Annotated in this window: 14 protein-coding genes; 10 read left to right on the forward strand and 4 right to left on the reverse strand. The window is 66.9% G+C overall.

What is annotated here, in order from left to right; translation table 11 throughout:
* Positions 1 to 10 precede the first annotated feature (10 nt).
* Positions 11 to 1,375 (forward strand): glutamate--cysteine ligase, encoded by a 1,365-nt coding sequence (locus IGS68_RS07290; RefSeq protein WP_201078496.1) that lies wholly within the window; start codon positions 11 to 13, stop codon positions 1,373 to 1,375.
* A gap of 44 nt (positions 1,376 to 1,419) precedes the next feature.
* Here IGS68_RS07290 and IGS68_RS07295 read toward each other — a convergent pair whose 3' ends face one another.
* Complete coding sequence (locus IGS68_RS07295; protein ID WP_201078498.1) at positions 1,420 to 2,751, reverse strand: pentapeptide repeat-containing protein; 1,332 nt, start codon at positions 2,749 to 2,751, stop codon at positions 1,420 to 1,422.
* A 202-nt stretch (positions 2,752 to 2,953) separates the two neighbouring features.
* Here IGS68_RS07295 and IGS68_RS07300 point away from each other — a divergent pair, with 202 nt between their 5' ends.
* Complete coding sequence (locus IGS68_RS07300; RefSeq protein WP_201078500.1) at positions 2,954 to 3,847, forward strand: MBL fold metallo-hydrolase; 894 nt, start codon at positions 2,954 to 2,956, stop codon at positions 3,845 to 3,847.
* 989 nt (positions 3,848 to 4,836) lie between these two features.
* Here the strand turns inward: IGS68_RS07300 and IGS68_RS07305 are convergent.
* On the reverse strand, positions 4,837 to 5,424 hold the full coding sequence (locus IGS68_RS07305; protein WP_201078502.1) for an exopolysaccharide biosynthesis protein: 588 nt from the start codon (positions 5,422 to 5,424) through the stop codon (positions 4,837 to 4,839).
* 970 nt (positions 5,425 to 6,394) lie between these two features.
* On the opposite strand from IGS68_RS07305, the gene ffh reads away from it, so the two are divergent.
* The 5 genes from ffh (at position 6,395) to rplS (ending at position 10,130) form a co-directional block, all read left to right on the forward strand.
* Entirely contained in the window at positions 6,395 to 7,759 is a 1,365-nt protein-coding gene (gene ffh, locus IGS68_RS07310; RefSeq protein ID WP_201078504.1) for a signal recognition particle protein, read from the forward strand.
* 104 nt (positions 7,760 to 7,863) lie between these two features.
* The gene (rpsP, locus tag IGS68_RS07315; protein WP_201078506.1) at positions 7,864 to 8,241 is read left to right on the forward strand and encodes a 30S ribosomal protein S16; all 378 of its coding nucleotides are present in this window, start codon (positions 7,864 to 7,866) and stop codon (positions 8,239 to 8,241) included.
* 37 nt (positions 8,242 to 8,278) lie between these two features.
* Positions 8,279 to 8,893 carry a ribosome maturation factor RimM gene (gene rimM / locus IGS68_RS07320; RefSeq protein WP_201078508.1) on the forward strand — a complete coding sequence of 205 codons (615 nt, stop codon included), beginning with the start codon at positions 8,279 to 8,281 and terminating at the stop codon, positions 8,891 to 8,893.
* Complete coding sequence (gene trmD, locus IGS68_RS07325) at positions 8,893 to 9,660, forward strand: tRNA (guanosine(37)-N1)-methyltransferase TrmD (RefSeq protein ID WP_201078510.1); 768 nt, start codon at positions 8,893 to 8,895, stop codon at positions 9,658 to 9,660. The genes rimM and trmD overlap by 1 nt, the downstream gene beginning before the upstream one ends.
* Positions 9,661 to 9,731: 71 nt before the next feature.
* The gene (gene rplS / locus IGS68_RS07330; protein ID WP_201078512.1) at positions 9,732 to 10,130 is read left to right on the forward strand and encodes a 50S ribosomal protein L19; all 399 of its coding nucleotides are present in this window, start codon (positions 9,732 to 9,734) and stop codon (positions 10,128 to 10,130) included.
* 93 nt (positions 10,131 to 10,223) lie between these two features.
* On the opposite strand, the gene IGS68_RS07335 is transcribed toward rplS, so the two are convergent.
* Both IGS68_RS07335 and IGS68_RS07340 read right to left on the reverse strand, forming a co-directional pair.
* Complete coding sequence (locus tag IGS68_RS07335; protein WP_201078514.1) at positions 10,224 to 10,856, reverse strand: sensor histidine kinase; 633 nt, start codon at positions 10,854 to 10,856, stop codon at positions 10,224 to 10,226.
* Between the two features lie 379 nt (positions 10,857 to 11,235).
* Entirely contained in the window at positions 11,236 to 11,529 is a 294-nt protein-coding gene (locus tag IGS68_RS07340; RefSeq protein ID WP_201078516.1) for a hypothetical protein, read from the reverse strand.
* A gap of 245 nt (positions 11,530 to 11,774) precedes the next feature.
* Here IGS68_RS07340 and IGS68_RS07345 point away from each other — a divergent pair, with 245 nt between their 5' ends.
* The 3 genes from IGS68_RS07345 to IGS68_RS07355 all read left to right on the forward strand — a co-directional run bounded on the left by IGS68_RS07345 (position 11,775) and on the right by IGS68_RS07355 (position 14,854).
* The gene (locus IGS68_RS07345) at positions 11,775 to 12,566 is read left to right on the forward strand and encodes a radical SAM protein (protein ID WP_201078518.1); all 792 of its coding nucleotides are present in this window, start codon (positions 11,775 to 11,777) and stop codon (positions 12,564 to 12,566) included.
* A gap of 77 nt (positions 12,567 to 12,643) precedes the next feature.
* Complete coding sequence (locus IGS68_RS07350; protein ID WP_247881216.1) at positions 12,644 to 13,696, forward strand: esterase-like activity of phytase family protein; 1,053 nt, start codon at positions 12,644 to 12,646, stop codon at positions 13,694 to 13,696.
* Between the two features lie 60 nt (positions 13,697 to 13,756).
* Positions 13,757 to 14,854 (forward strand): right-handed parallel beta-helix repeat-containing protein, encoded by a 1,098-nt coding sequence (locus tag IGS68_RS07355; RefSeq protein ID WP_201078520.1) that lies wholly within the window; start codon positions 13,757 to 13,759, stop codon positions 14,852 to 14,854.
* Positions 14,855 to 14,889: the final 35 nt, after the last annotated feature.

Genomic DNA, 14,889 nt, shown 5'->3' on the forward strand with positions numbered 1-14,889 from the left:
TCAGGCACCCATGTCCGCCCCTCCGAAGTCCCGCGGCGAACCGATTTCCGACCCGCGCAGTCTGGTGAGCCATCTCGAGCAGGGCAGCAAGCCCGCGTCGGAATGGCGTATCGGGACCGAGCACGAGAAGTTCGCGTACCGCACCAGCGACCTGCGCCCGCTGCCCTACGACGGGCCGGACGGCATCGGCGAGCTGCTCAACCGGATGACCCGCTTCGGCTGGGAACCCGTGTACGAGGGCGAGAACGTCATCGCGCTGACCTGCGGCTCCTGCAACATCAGCCTGGAGCCGGGCGGGCAGGTGGAACTGTCCGGTGCCCCGCTGGAAACCCTGCACGACACCTGCGCGGAGGTCCACGAGCACCTGGACCAGGTCAAGCAGGTCGGCCGCGAGTTGGGCATCGGCATGATCGGCCTGGGCTTCAATCCGAAATGGAAGCGGGACGAGATCCCGTGGATGCCCAAGGGCCGCTACAAGATCATGCGCGAGTACATGCCGAAGCGCGGCTCGCTCGGCCTCGACATGATGATGCGGACCTGTACCGTGCAGGTCAACCTGGACTTCGGGTCCGAGGCCGACATGGTGAAGAAGTTCCGCGTCAGCCTGGCCCTCCAGCCGATCGCGACGGCGCTGTTCGCCAACTCGCCCTTCACCGAGGGCCGGCCCAACGGCTTCCAGAGCTTCCGGAGCCATATCTGGACCGACACCGACCCCGACCGCTGCGGCGACCTGCCGTTCGTGTTCGAGGAGGGGTTCGGGTTCCAGCAATATGCAGACTATGCCCTCGACGTGCCGATGTACTTCGTCTACCGCGACGGGAAGTACATCGACGCCTCAGGCCAGAGCTTCCGCGACTTCCTCCAGGGCCGCCTGCCGGCGCTGCCGGGCGAACTGCCGCTGATGACCGACTGGGCCGACCACCTGACCACGCTGTTCCCGGAAGTACGCCTGAAACGCTACCTGGAGATGCGCGGCGCCGACGGCGGACCGTGGCGCGGCCTGTGCGCGCTGCCGGCCCTGTGGGTCGGGCTGCTCTACGACGGCACGGCGCTGGACGCCGCCTGGGACCTGGTCAAGGACTGGACGGCGGAGGAGCGGGCCCATCTCCGCGCCGAGGTGCCGCGCCTCGCCCTGGACGCCACCCACCGGGGCCGCCCCCTGCGCGAGGTTGCGGCCGAGGTCCTGGGGATCGCCGGAGAAGGTCTGCGGCGGCGCGCCCGCAACGACCGCTGGGGCGACGACGAGACCCACTTCATCAATACCCTGCTGGAAGTGGCCGAGACCGGCGCGACCCCGGCGACGATCCTGCTCAACCGCTACCATGGCGAATGGCAGGGCGACATCGACCGCGTCTTCGCCGAATTCTCCTACTGAGTCGAACCTTCGGGCTGAGCGGAATCGCCAGTGCGGACGCCGGCTCAGGCGCCCGTGGCCCCGGCCATGTCGGCGCCTTCCAACCGGGCGCCTTTCAGGTCGGCGCCGGTCAGGTTGGCCTCCCGCAGGTCCGCCCCGCGCAGGTCGGCGCGCGACAGCACCGCGTCGGTCAGGTTGACCTTGCGCAGGTCGGCGCCCTGGAGATTGGCCCCCTCCAGCCGTACCCGGTGCAGGTTGGCGCGCCAGACATGGCCGCTGCCGCTCTGGATGTGCACGGGGTTCAGCTTGGCGCCGCTCAGGTCCGCCCCGGTGAGGGTCGCCCGCTCCAGGTTGGCTCCGCGCAGGTCGGCGTTCGACAGGTTGATCCGGCGCAGGTCGCACAGCGACATGTCGGCCATGGCCAGCACGGCGGATCTCATGTCGGCCTTGACCAGGGTGGCGCCCTGCAGCACCGCGGCCGACAGGTTCATCCCACGCAGGTCGAATCCGGTCAGCTCATAGCCGGAGAGGTCGGCGCGATGCCCCTCCTTGCCCCCGCTGTCCATCCAGGCGGCGTGGCCCGCGGCGATCTCCGGCAAGGTGCGGCCGAGGCCGGCGAAATCCTTCGCCAGCACGGCTCCAGCCAGTTCGGGCGCGCGGCGCTGCGCGTCGTCCAGGATCGCGCCGATCAGCACGGCGTTCGCCAGCCGCGCGCTGTCGAGCACCGCGCCGGACAGGATGGCACCGGTCAGCCGGGCGCCGGTCAGGTTGGCGCCGGTCAGGTCGGCGCCCTGCAGGTCCGCCCCGGTCAGGTCGGAATTGGTCAGGTTGGCCCGGACGAACTTGGTGCCGCGCATGACCGCGTCGGTCATGTCGGTCTGCATCACGAAGGCGTTGGATACCCGGGCGCGCGACAGGTTGGCGCCGCGCATGATGGCGCAGGTCAGCTCCGTGGTGAGCTTGACCGCCTCCTGGTTGACCGACGCCATCTCGCCCGACTTGCCCATATGGACCAGCATGCCGTCGCGCAGGTCCGCCTCGATCAGCATGGCCTCGCTCAGGATGGCGCCGCGCAGGCAGGCGCCGCGCAGGTCGGTCTTCATGAGGGTGGCGCCGGTCAGGTTCGCCAGGCGCAGGTCGGTGCCGTAGAGATCGGCGCCCGTCAGGTTGCAGCCCAGCAGGCGGGTGCTGAACAGCTTGGCCCCGCTGAAGTCGGCGTCGGTCAGGTCCAGTCCGCTGAGATCCAGGTGTGACAGGTCGCGCATCTTGAAAACGGCGCGCGTCCCCCCGGGCTGCCGCTTCAGGAACGCCTTGTGCCGGTTCGTCAGGGCGTTCAGCTCCTGCTGGGAGAGCTTGGCGCGGGGGATCTCGCTGGTTTCGGCGGAGGCAGAAGCCATTTGGGGGGAGCCATCCTGGAGTCTTCCAAGGCAAGGATATGCGGAAAGGACGAACGATTCGTTAAGGTCGCTGTGACCGATCGGTAACCAAGGGTGAAATCTTTCCAAACTCCTTCGGGAACGGTCGGAACCGCGGCCGGTTGGTTCAGCGGACCCGATGACCGGATCTCCGGACAGAAACCGAAGGCGGGAAAGCACAGAGATGGCCGAGCAGATTCCCTTGTCCCCGAACGCCAGCGCGGTCGATCCCGAACTGGACTCGGCGCGCGGCGACAAGACCCACCAGATCGCCCCCGACCTGGCCTACCGCCGGCTCGGCATCGTCAACGTCGTCTTCTGGGGCCGTCCCGGCGCCGGCGACCGGCAATGGGTCCTGATCGACGCGGGCATTCCCGGTACCAAGGGCATGATCACGGGGGCTGCTGGCGAGCGGTTCGGCCCCGGCGCCCGGCCTTCGGCCATCGTCATGACCCACGGCCATTTCGACCATATCGGCGCGCTGGAGGATCTGGCCCGGGAATGGGACGTTCCCGTCTATGCCCACCCGCTCGAACATCCCTATCTGAACGGCAGGGCGTCCTACCCGCCGGGCGATCCCTCCGTCGGCGGCGGCGCCATGGCGGCCCTGGCCCGCTTCTACCCGCGCGGCCCTGTCGATGTCGGCGGCCGGCTCCGGGCTTTCCCGGAAGACGGCACCATCCCGGAGATGCCCGGCTGGCGCTGGCTCCACACGCCCGGCCACAGCGTCGGCCACGTGTCGCTCTGGCGCGAGACCGACCGCACCATCGTCGCCGGCGACGCCTTCGTGACGACGGGGCAGGAGTCCGCCTACGCCGTCGCGGTCCAGCGGGCGGAGATGCACGGCCCGCCGACCTATTACACCGTGGAATGGGACAAGGCGAAGCGGTCCGTCGCGAGGCTCGCCGCCCTCGATCCCGACCTGGTCGTCACCGGGCACGGCGAACCCATGAAAGGGCCGGAGATGCGCACCGCCCTCTACCGCCTGGCGGAGGAATTCGACCGCGTCGCCGTCCCGAAGCAGGGCCGCTACCTGGACCACCCCGCCCGGGCGGAGGACGGCTCGGCGTACCGTTAGCCGGCGGATCGCGTTGCGGCTTCCCACATACAATACAAGTTGCCGGTATCATGGTTTGAGAAGGCTATGGGGACGCTCATGGATCTCGCGGAGACACGGTCGCGGTCGCCTGATGAACCGGCGCGACGACCCGGGCGCGGGGACGATATGAGCCTTTGCCGCAAGCGGGCGATCGGCATCGTCACCAAGTTGGCGTGACGGTCCGGCACGGTTGCTGCTTGCTCAGCCACAGCGGGTTCTCAGAGAGGGGACGCCTCTCTTTGTTGTCATGCCCGGACTTGATCCGGGCATCTCCAGCCACGGAGCCTCGGTGAGACCTACGAGATGATGGCCGGAGCAAGTCCACGGCAGTCCGGCACGATGATTGCTGATCAACCCCAAGCTGATGCTCAGGATACTTCATCTTCCCTTAATCGTCATGCCCGGACTTGATCCGGGCATCTCCAGCCACGGAGCCCCGGTGAGACCTGTGAGACGATGGCCGGATCAAGTCCGGCCATGACGAAAAAGGGGTAGTTTCGCCTTGAGTTCAGGCTTGTGAGCAGTGCGCAACCGCCATGCCGGACAGCCGTGGATCAAGTCCGGCCATGACGAAAAGGGGGCGTTCTCGTCCACAGCGCGGCCTTTCGAGCGAAAAAGCAAAACCGTGCCGGACAGCCGTGGACTTGATCCGGCCATCTTTCACGGGAAGCATCGGAGCCTCCGTGCCTTGAGATCCGCGGGTGAAGCCCGCGGATGACGAACTGAAGGAGAAAACAGTCTCTAGAAATGTTCTCAATGGTTGATCGGCAACAGCCGTGCCGGACAGCCTTGGGCTTGACCCGCTCATCGCTTGCAGACTCCGCCAGCGCCGTCATGCGGAGCGATACCTGGTTCGAGTCCGCGCGTAGCAACCTGCAGACGAAATTTCATCCGTTTTGAATTCACAGAGCCGCAAATATGATTGCCATCCGCGACAGTGGGATGCGGGACTCGGGACTTCGCGCGGTTCAGCTGAAGCCGAAGTGCCAGACGGCCACGGGCACCGCCAGGAGCAGGATCAGCGAGAACAGGACGAGGCCGCCGTCCCTGGTCAGCAGCCCGGCAGCAAAGAATGCTATCACGGCCGACGCGATGGACCCCGAGGTCGGTATCACCTCCATGAACGGCATGAACAGCGTCAGCGCCAGGATCAGGAACAAAGGCAGGAAAAGCCACGGCCGATGAAGGAAAAGAGTGAGCCGCGCTTTCAAGAACCGTTCCACGAACAGCACGGGCTTGCGCAGCCAGCCGATCCCCTTGCAAAGCTTCTCCGTGGACAGGCGCCGATGGCTGATGATCTGTGGCAGCCAGACGCAATCCCGTCCGAGGATCATCTGCACGACCAGAATGAAGATGATTGCCGCGACCGTCGCCGTCAGGCCAGGGATCGCGCTGGCCGGCGAGGTGGAGATCAGTGAAAAAATCAGCATCAATGACGCAAAGGATTTGTGACCAAGTTTCTCGACCACTTCCTGCACGGTTATGCTCTCGCCTCGTGCCGTGCTCTCCAATCGATCAAGGACATCGCTGAGGGCGCGGTGTGGTTGATCACTCATGCTGCATTCTCCTGAAGTGGACCCAAGGTTTTTCGGCGAGGTCTCCACAGGAACCGGGAAGGTCCGCCGAGAGATCCATCAACTCCACATCGGGGGCATGTTTCCGGACAAGGATCCCGCATATCCGGGTACGCCGCATCCGCAAGCGAAAAATGGTCGAGTGCCTGCACGAAGCCGGTCTGCCGGCCGGCATGCCGACCTCACGGCAGGCGCAATCCTCCGCCCCGGAGGCCCACGACACCGTTGAAGAATTTCGGTGGTTCGCTTATCTTTCGAGAGTAGGCGGCGGGATGTGTCTCCCGCCGCCGGCTCCCGGTCTAGAATTGCAGGACAAACAGGATCTTCACCCTGAACGCCTGGAACCAGACCTGGAGAGAGAACCGATGTTTCCGCATCGGACTGCTCCCTCTGTAGCGGAGGCGGCCGGGCCAGTCCCGGTCGCTGTCCGCATATCCAAACTAGAACAGGCATTCGCCTCATACGAGCGTCGTCATGACGCATGCAACTTTGCGGGATCGCAACGGCTGCTCGACGCACCGCGACATCGCTCGCCGACAGCCCTGTCATCACGGATGCTGACATTTGCGTCCTTGCCAGGGGAGGGGGGTGTCGTCAGCCGCGGTCACGAACACCCGCCGGCTTCCCGACCGTCGGGGCCTGCCGTCACGAATGATGACATTTGCGGCCTTTACAGGGGGAGATCTGCGGTAGCCGAGGAAGGTGCCGGAGGGTGCCGCATGGAGGCATAACCCTCCTGTTGACATCGCCGCTCCGGTCCCCTAGTTTCGCGGTCCGCTCAATCCCATGAGCCGCCTTCTATGCGCCCGAGGGTGCCCGCCGGTCCGCGAGTTTCGCGCACTGGCGCGTTTCCGTTTGGGCGCATGTCGGGCGCATGGCCAGCCAGTCTGGCCGTCGCGGCGGCGCAGTGGGGCGGGGCATCCGACTTTCGCGAACCATGACCGAGTGACGCATGTTTGAAGGGCTGACCGGACGGCTGGGAGACATCTTCGATCGTCTCACGCGGCGTGGCGCGCTGAGCGAGGAGGATGTCGGGATCGCTCTGCGCGAGGTGCGCGTCGCCTTGCTCGAAGCCGACGTGGCCTTGCCCGTCGTCAAGCAGTTCATCGCCGGCGTCAAGGAGAAGGCCGTCGGCCAGGAGGTCCTGCGCTCGGTGACCCCGGGCCAGATGGTCGTCAAGATCGTCCACGACCATCTGGTCGAGATGCTGGGCTCGTCCAGCGAAGGCATCAACCTCGAGGCCGCCGCCCCCGTGCCGATCCTGATGGTCGGCCTCCAGGGCTCGGGCAAGACAACCAGCACCGCCAAGATCGCGCTCCGCCTCAAGACGCGGGAGCGCAAGAAGGTCCTGATGGCCTCGCTGGACACGCGGCGCCCGGCGGCCCAGGAACAGCTCAAGATCCTCGGCGAGCAGGTCCAGGTCGCGACCCTCCCGATCGTCCCCGGCCAGCAGCCGGTGGAGATTGCGAAGCGCGCCATGCAGACCGGCCGGCTCGAAGGCTACGATGTCGTCATGCTCGACACCGCCGGCCGCCTCGCGATCGACGACGAGCTGATGGCCGAGGTGGCCGCCGTCCGCGACGCCACGAAGCCCGTGGAGACGCTGCTGGTCGTGGACGCCATGACCGGTCAGGACGCGGTGACGGTCGCGACCAACTTCCAGGACCGCGTCGGCATCTCCGGCATCGTGCTGACCCGGATCGACGGCGACGCCCGCGGCGGCGCCGCGCTGTCGATGCGCCAGATCACCGGCAAGCCGATCAAGCTGCTGGGCGTCGGCGAGAAGGTGGACGCCCTCGAAGCCTTCCACCCCGACCGCATCGCCGGCCGGATCCTCGGCATGGGCGACGTGGTCAGCCTGGTCGAGAAGGCCGCCGAGAACATCGACAAGGCGGAGGCCGAGAAGCTCGCCAAGAAAATGGAGAAGGGCACCTTCGACCTCGACGACATGGCGAACCAGCTCAAGCAGATCCGCAAGATGGGCGGCATGGGCGGCATGCTCGGGATGCTGCCGGGCATCGGCAAGATCAAGAACCAGCTCAAGGACGCCAACATCGACGAGGGCATCCTGAAGAAGCAGGAAGCCATCATCTCGTCCATGACCAAGGCCGAGCGGCGCAATCCCGACCTCATCAAGGCGTCGCGAAAGCGCCGCATCGCCCTGGGGTCGGGCGTGCAGGTCCAGGATGTCAACCGGCTGCTCAAGCAGTTCCAGGACATGCAGACCATGATGAAGAAGGTCAAGAAGATGGGCCAGAAAGGCATGATGCGCCAGGGCCTGGCCGGTCTTCTTCCCCGCGGCAAGGGCTTCCCGTAAGCCGCCGCACGGACAGTTTCGCCCCGAGACGGTTCGCCTAAGACAGTTCGCCTACCGACAAGACAGCCAATACCTGCAACCTGAGTGAAGAGAGTAGTTTCGCAATGTCCTTGAAGATCCGTCTGACCCGCGGCGGCGCCAAGAAGCGCCCGTTCTACGCCATCGTCGTCACCGACGCGCGCAGCCCGCGCGATGGCCGCTTCATCGAGAAGATCGGCACCTACAACCCGATGCTGGCCAAGGATCATCCGGAGCGGGTCGTGCTCAATACCGAGCGCGCCAAGCATTGGCTGTCCGTCGGCGCCCAGCCGACCGACCGGGTCGAGCTGTTCCTCGGCCGCGCGGAGGTCATGCCGATGCCGTCCCAGCGCCAGAACCCGAAGCAGGCCGCCCCGAAGGCGAAGGCCCAGGAGCGGATCAAGGCGGAGCAGGCCGCCGCCGCCAAGCGCGCCGAGGCGGAAGCCGCCGGCAGCGCCGAGTAATCACGCCCGGTAATCTCGAAGGCTCAGGTCTCCTCCCATGGCACCCCGGTCCGCAGGCAAGCCCGATGCAACTGGCGCACGCGTGTGCGTCGGCCAGATCGTGGGCGTGCATGGCGTGCGCGGCCTGGTGAAGCTGAAGAGCTTCACCGGCGATCCCGCCGCCATCGCGGACTACAATCCGCTCACCGACCACACGGGTACCCGCCGCTTCACCGTCGAGCTCCAGTCGGCGATGAAGGACTATTGGCTGGCCCGTGTGCAGGGGGTTGCCGACCGGACCGCCGCGGAAGCCTTGCGCGGCGTGCTGCTCCATGTCGAGCGGGATCGTCTGCCGCCGCCCGAGGACGAGGACGAGTTCTACCATGCCGACCTGATCGGCCTGCCGGTCCTGCGGCCGGACGGCGAGCGGATCGGCACGGTGGTCGCCCTCCACGATTTCGGCGGCGGGGACATGCTCGAAGTGGTGCTTCCCGACCGGCGGACCGCCATGGTTCCGTTCACCAGGGCCGTCGTGCCGGTGGTGGACGTGGCCGGCGGACGCATCGTCGCCGACCCGCCCGAAGACCTGCTGGCGCCGCCGGGCGCCCCGGATCGGGACGACGACGACGATGACGGCGGCGATCACGGCGCCGGCGGCAGGGAGGGGGCGTGATGGACCGGTCCTGGACCGTCCGCGTGCTGACCCTCTTCCCGGAGATGTTCCCGGGGCCGCTGGGTCTCAGCTTGGCCGGGCGGGCGCTCGAAAGCGGGATCTGGTCCCTGGAAGCAGTGGACATCCGGTCTTTCGCACGCGATAAACACCGCTCGGTCGACGATACCCCGTTCGGCGGCGGTCCCGGCATGGTCATGCGGCCGGATGTCCTGGACGCGGCGCTGACGGCCGCCACCGGCGGCGCGGAAGCGGCGGAACGCGGCCGGGTCATCTACCTGTCGCCGCGCGGGCGCCTGCTCGACCAGCCCCTGGTCAGGGAACTGGCGGCGGAAACCCTGGTGACCCTTCTGTGCGGACGCTACGAAGGGGTCGACGAGCGGGTCCTGGAGGCCCACCGGGCCGAGGAGGTCAGCCTCGGCGACTTCGTGCTGTCCGGCGGCGAACCGGCGGCCCTGGCCCTGATCGATGCCGTCGTCCGGCTTCTGCCGGGCGTCATGGGCAACGAGGAGACCGCCGGGGAGGAGAGTTTCGAGCGGGGATTGCTGGAGTATCCCCATTATACGCGGCCGGCCGACTGGCAGGGGCGCACGGTGCCGGAAGTCCTGCTTTCCGGTCACCACGAGAAGGTACGGGCCTGGCGGCTGGCCGAGGCGGAGCGGATCACCAGGGCCCGGCGGCCCGACCTGTGGTCCCGCTACGAGGCCGCCCGCGAGGCGGAAGAACCGCGGAAGCGCCGCCGGCGCGACCGCGTCGTGACGATGGAATAGATGACAAACGGGTCCGCCGGGAGCCTGCCAAGGGTTCGGCGCGCCATCAGTGAAGGTAAGGGGTGAGTGCGATGAACATCATTCAGCAGATCGAGGCCGAACAGGTCCAGAAGCTGGTCGACAAGCGCGGCGTTCCGGAGTTTTCCCCCGGCGACACGCTGCGCGTCAACGTGAAGGTGGTCGAGGGCACGCGCGAGCGCGTCCAGGCCTACGAGGGCGTCTGCATCGCCCGCAAGAACGCCGGGCTGAACAGCAGCTTCACCGTTCGCAAGATCAGCTACGGCGAGGGCGTGGAGCGCGTGTTCCCGCTGTACAGCCCGCGGATCGACAGCATCGAGCTGGTCCGCAAGGGCGACGTCCGCCGCGCCAAGCTCTATTACCTGCGCGAGCTGCGCGGCAAGCGGGCGCGCATCAGCGAGCGCACGACCGGCCGCGGCATGAACAACAAGGAAGAGGCCGCGTCCAAGTAAGGACCGCGCCGGCACCTTTGCCGAACAAGACGCGAAAGCCCGCCGAACCCCGTTCGGCGGGCTTTCCTGTTTCGGGAGGGAGCCGCGGGGCCGTCAGAGCGGGATCGCCATCCGCACGACGGTGCCGCTGCCGGTCGTCTCGGCCGTCAGCGTCGCGTTCAACTGCGCCGCCAGCGCTTCGGCCAGCAGCATCCCGGCATCGGCGTCCGGGTCGAAGCCGGAAGGCAGCCCTCGGCCGTTGTCGGCGATCACCAGGTCGAGCATGTCCGGGGCGGGGCGCGTCAGCGAGATGCGGATCCAGCTTTTGGCCGGAAAGGCGTGCCGCAGGCTATTGGTCAGCAACTCGTTGACGATCAGGCCCAGCGGCACGGCGAGCGAAAGGCCGCCGGTGATCTTCTCGGACTGGACGTCGATCTCGGTCCCCTGGGCTCCGCCCGGCACGTTGGCGCTGGTGGTCGTCACCAATTCGCTCAGATACCGGCCGAACTCGACCTGCGTCTCGCTGCCGGACTCGTGCAGGTGACGGTAGGCGATGGCCAGCGCCTCGATCCGCTGAAGCGTCAAGTCGTAGGCGGTCCGGGCATCAGGGTCGCGAATGCGGCCGCTCTGGAGCTTCAGGAGGCTGATGACGAGCTGAAGGCTGTTCTTGGCCCTGTGCTGCAGTTCGCGCAGGGCCGCCTCTTTCTCCTTCAGGGCCTGTTCAAGTTGCCGCGTATGTTCGTCCATGTCAGGAGCATGTGCTGTTGTCAAAGGCGGATCTCCTGACCGTGGTCGCAACGCCGCGGAACAAAAGCTCTGCGGGAAGAAATTATCCAACCCACCGAGTTTCCATCGAATGCGCCATTATGTACAGCAAACAGGCTAACTCTCAAATATACTTTCCGGCTTAGGTGATTGGACGCACAGGGATCATCCTGTTGCCGAATATTTTCTTCGATTTTTCCTAAAAGTTACAAGAAGAAGCAATTGTCGTCCGGCGATCGCGGCCTGGATCCGGACTCCGCCTCTTGTGTTTCGTGTACAACATCCGGCGTGGCTCGGGGTTCCGATGCGGCGGTCGGAACAGGATGGGTGAGGCCGTCCCGGCTCGGACGATGTGGCTCGGTCAGTTGAACAGGCGGCTGAAGAACCCGCGCTTCTTCGCCGGTGCCGACGCCTGGGCACGTCGCGGCGGCTTGCCATCGATGTATTCGTCTTTGAAGCGCTTCATGTCCTCGCTTCGCCCGAAGGTGAACCGGACATGGAAGATATAGGTCTTGGTCTTCTTGAACTCGTCGATCTCCTCGGACATCCCGAGGAACTGAAGCTCCCACAGGCCCTTGACGTTGGCCCTTATCCAATCCTCAGCCTCGTTCATCTTGCCCTGACCACGGAACTTGTGAACGAGTTCATACGTCATGTGCGATGTCATTGCCTTGCGTCGCGTCGTTTCCGATCCAGCCCTCCGAGCGGGCACCGTCTGCAAGGCTAGGCGCAACGCGTGTAGATTCGGTTACCCGGATCCCGCCGGAACCCGATGCCGCGCAGGTTGATGTGGATCAAGGCGCCCGCCACCGACCTGCTCCATGGTGATGATCGAGGTCGGTGCCGTACCGGCGGCTCGATGGCGCAAACGCATCCGGCCAGGCGGGCGCACGGGATTTCATGACCGATCTTTCCAATCAGACGGAGCCGCCGGAAAGTTCCCGAAACGTTTCGGGGCGGATCCATTCCGTCTCCGCGCTCGGCACCGGACCCGGCGGGCCGGGGGTGCGGTTCGTCATCTTCCTGGACGGGTGCCCGCTGCGTTGCACCCAATGCGCAGAACCGGGCAACACCCTGGTTTCGGAAGCCGAGCCGAGGGGCAGGGGCGCCGGGGAGATCGACTCCCTGATGCAGCAGATCGCGCGCTACGCCGACTATATGCGGGTGTCGGGCGGCGGCGTCACCGTGGCCGGCGCCGAACCGCTCGACCAGGCGGCCTTCATCCGCGAACTGTTCCGGCGTTGCCGCGACATGGGCATCGCCACCGCCCTGGACACCTGCGGGGGCGGGAACCTGTTCGCGGCCAAGGGCTTGTTGTATCTGACCGACCTTGTGGTGCTGGACCTGACGCCGGTCGAGCCGGGGGCGCTGGACGGACGGCCGTCTCCGTCGTCGGCGGGCACCCTGCGGTTCGCCGGGATGCTGCGGGCTGCCCGCAAGCCGGTATGGGTGCGCTTCGCGGTGGTCCCCGGCGTCAACGACGATCCCCGCCACGTGGAGACCCTGGCCGAGTTCGCGGCCTCGCTGCCGGACGTGGAGCGGATCGAGGTGCTGCCGTTCCATCGGCTGGCGACCGCCCATCTTCGCGACCGCTGCCCGTCGCCGGCGCTCCGTACCCTGGGCGCGCCCAGCGCCCGGCAGGTCCGCGCGGTCCGGAACATCTTCCGCAGCCGGGGCCTGCGAGCCTACTGATCCGGTTTCCGGATGATCGGCATGAGAACCTCCGGTCCGACGGGGGACAAAGGTCTTACCGCGGCGTGGTACCCGGCATGAACCGAGAAAAGCTGTCGCACCGCATCATCGGCGATGCCATCTATGGGGCCATGGCTGCACTTCAAGATTTCGTCCGGCGGGCGTTCTTCCTCGCGTCGCTCGCCACCTTGGCGGTGGTCGGCTGTTCGCCGCTCACCGCGAACGGTCCCCTGGAGAACTCCTATGCCGTCCGGCTCGACGACAGCCGGCCCGACCGGCGGGACATCGGATCGCTGAGGTACCGCGGCGGCGTGGCGCTCACCGATCCCGATCCGGAATTCGGCGGCCTTTCCGGCATCGAGGTCGACCCGGACGGACGCCGGTTCGTCGCGATCTCCGACCGGGGCAAGGTGATCACCGGCAACATCGACTACGACGACGAGGGCGACCTCGCGGGGGTGCGCGGCATCACCGTGGCGCCGCTGCTCGACATCGACGGGAAGCAGGCCGAGGGCAACCGCGCCGACGCCGAGGGGCTGGCCCGGCTTCCGGACGGGCGCTGGGCGGTCAGCTTCGAGCGCTGGCACCGGGTCGAGCTCTATGCCTCCAACCCGGACGGGCCGGTGACCCGGCCCCTGCCCAAGCTGCCGCGCCCGCCGGGGATCCGCAGCGCCGAGGGCAACAGCGGGCCGGAAGCGCTGGCGGCCCTTCCCGACGGGCGGATGCTGGTCATCGAGGAAGGGTCCGACGACAAGGCCGGCTTCAGCCGGGCTTGGCTGGGCGGTGCCGATGGCTGGGAAAGCCTGAGCTATCGCGGCAAGGCGCCGTACCGCCCGACCGATGCCGCGATCCTGCCGGACGGCGACCTCGTGGTCGTGGAGCGGCGGGCCTCGATCCTGGGCGGGTTCGGCGCGCGGATCGTCCGGGTGCCCGGGGCCTCGATAGAGGCGGGCGCGGAATTGTCCGGCACCGAGCTGGCTGTGCTGGAGCCGCCGGTCACGACCGACAATTTCGAGGGGATCTCCGTGGTGGCGACGCCCGATGGCCGCACGTTGCTCTACCTCGTCTCCGACGACAATCTCTGGGGTTTCCAGCGGACCTTGCTGATGATGTTCGAGATCGGTGCCTGACCGGAAATCCGTTCCGCCCTACCCGCAATCTCTCCTGACCGGATGGAGTTCGCGTTACCCATGCCTTTCCTGCCGTCTTCCCCGTCGATGAAGCATCCGATCCTCCTCGCCCTGCTGCTGGCGGCCGCCGTCTCCGCCTGGCCGGCCCCGTCCCGGGCGGCCGCGCCGTTCGACGGCGGCGGCGAGCAGAGATACCGGATCTGGGTTTCCCCCGACGGACCGGTCAGCGACATCAACGTGGCGATCGAGCGCGCGGTGCCCGGAACCGACATCATGGTCAGGGCGGGAACCTATCGGGGGCCTGTCAAGTTCTCGAAGAACGGGACGGAGAGCGCCCCGATCCGGCTGATCTCGGCCGACGGCCACGGGAAGGCGCGCATCGTGTCGGAGAAAACCGGGATCTACGGCTTCGGCACGCGGAACGTCGGGGTGTTCGGCTTCCATGTCATCGCCGGGGCCGGCGGCAACGGCATCCAGTTCGGCCTGTCCGGGCGCGATACCAGCGACATGTCCCGGTATGCCCGGAACATCGTGATCGCCGACAACCTGGTCGAGCGGGCGGGCGAGGACGGCATCAAGATCAGCCAGGCGGACAATGTCCATCTCTATCGCAACATCGTCCGCGACAGCGGCGCCGACCGCAACGACAACGGTGACGGCGGCATCGACCTCGTGGCGGTCAACCGGTCCCGGCTGGTCGGCAATATCGTCGACGGGACGCCCGGCCATACCTGCCTGATGATGAAGGGCGGCAGCGAGGGCAACTTCGTCGCCGGCAATGTCATGAAAGGATGCGAGCGCGACGGCATCTCCGTCGGCGGGCTGACCACGGGGCGCTGGATGCGTCCCGGAACGGACTCGGAGGCCAAGTACAACACGGTCGTCGGGAACGACATCGAGGCCGGGCGGGTCGGGCTGCTGATCTACGGGGCCACCGGCAACAAGGTCGCGCGCAACCTCTGCGCCGGCCGGCGGGCGTGCCTGAACGAGCGGGTCAGCAACCGGGGTCACGAGCCGATGCACAACCACGACAACCTGCTGGAGAACAACGAGCGCGAGCCGGCGCCCGGAATCGGCACGGCGGCGGTCCAAGGCGGCGATCTCGCCCGGTGGGCCGACCTCCACAGGACGGATGTGCTTCCTGCCGGTTCACGATAGACAGGCTTTACCGCAGAATTCATTCCAACCGAATC

Source organism: Skermanella sp. TT6, assembly GCF_016653635.2.
Classification (GTDB): domain Bacteria; phylum Pseudomonadota; class Alphaproteobacteria; order Azospirillales; family Azospirillaceae; genus Skermanella; species Skermanella cutis.

Bases quoted from the DNA above. Each gene is read 5' to 3' on its own strand.
- IGS68_RS07290 (WP_201078496.1), top strand. From the start codon at position 11: ATGTCCGCCCCTCCGAAGTCCCGCGGCGAACCGATTTCCGACCCGCGC.
- IGS68_RS07295 (WP_201078498.1), bottom strand. From the start codon at position 2,751: ATGGCTTCTGCCTCCGCCGAAACCAGCGAGATCCCCCGCGCCAAGCTC.
- IGS68_RS07300 (WP_201078500.1), top strand. From the start codon at position 2,954: ATGGCCGAGCAGATTCCCTTGTCCCCGAACGCCAGCGCGGTCGATCCC.
- IGS68_RS07305 (WP_201078502.1), bottom strand. From the start codon at position 5,424: ATGAGTGATCAACCACACCGCGCCCTCAGCGATGTCCTTGATCGATTG.
- ffh (WP_201078504.1), top strand. From the start codon at position 6,395: ATGTTTGAAGGGCTGACCGGACGGCTGGGAGACATCTTCGATCGTCTC.
- rpsP (WP_201078506.1), top strand. From the start codon at position 7,864: ATGTCCTTGAAGATCCGTCTGACCCGCGGCGGCGCCAAGAAGCGCCCG.
- rimM (WP_201078508.1), top strand. From the start codon at position 8,279: ATGGCACCCCGGTCCGCAGGCAAGCCCGATGCAACTGGCGCACGCGTG.
- trmD (WP_201078510.1), top strand. From the start codon at position 8,893: ATGGACCGGTCCTGGACCGTCCGCGTGCTGACCCTCTTCCCGGAGATG.
- rplS (WP_201078512.1), top strand. From the start codon at position 9,732: ATGAACATCATTCAGCAGATCGAGGCCGAACAGGTCCAGAAGCTGGTC.
- IGS68_RS07335 (WP_201078514.1), bottom strand. From the start codon at position 10,856: ATGGACGAACATACGCGGCAACTTGAACAGGCCCTGAAGGAGAAAGAG.
- IGS68_RS07340 (WP_201078516.1), bottom strand. From the start codon at position 11,529: ATGACGTATGAACTCGTTCACAAGTTCCGTGGTCAGGGCAAGATGAAC.
- IGS68_RS07345 (WP_201078518.1), top strand. From the start codon at position 11,775: ATGACCGATCTTTCCAATCAGACGGAGCCGCCGGAAAGTTCCCGAAAC.
- IGS68_RS07350 (WP_247881216.1), top strand. From the start codon at position 12,644: ATGAACCGAGAAAAGCTGTCGCACCGCATCATCGGCGATGCCATCTAT.
- IGS68_RS07355 (WP_201078520.1), top strand. From the start codon at position 13,757: ATGCCTTTCCTGCCGTCTTCCCCGTCGATGAAGCATCCGATCCTCCTC.